The sequence below is a fragment of the Pseudomonas sp. SIMBA_041 genome, from assembly GCF_046535095.1.
GTDB lineage: Bacteria > Pseudomonadota > Gammaproteobacteria > Pseudomonadales > Pseudomonadaceae > Aquipseudomonas > Aquipseudomonas mucoides.
In genome coordinates this window covers 1-275 of sequence record NZ_JAWRXJ010000251.1, presented here as the reverse complement: position 1 = coordinate 275, position 275 = coordinate 1, and the positions used below count along the sequence as shown (strand labels likewise).

Here is a 275-nt window from a genome sequence, read left to right as displayed (position 1 = left end):
ATTACAACTTCCCGACGTCGGACAAGTGATAGAAGTGAATGAAGTTTTATTCACTGTAGTACCGTCTCCTAATCGTCCTCCTTCGTTATTTCCAGTAGCTTTCAAAAAAGCATCATTATCTATGGCTAGAGTATGATATGCACCTGCAGAAACGATGCTAAAGTCGGTAGCATTACTTACAGAAATTGAGTTTGAACTATTATTGGTTGTACCGTCACCCAGCTGTCCATAATTGTTTTGCCCGCAAAAAAACATATTTCCAGGTGTTATTGTCC

The 275-nt window shown here is 39.3% G+C and carries 1 pseudogene; it reads right to left on the bottom strand.

Annotated elements, in window-relative coordinates:
- Positions 1 to 275 (bottom strand): annotated as a pseudogene (locus tag SB725_RS31060) (hypothetical protein); the annotation flags it as partial.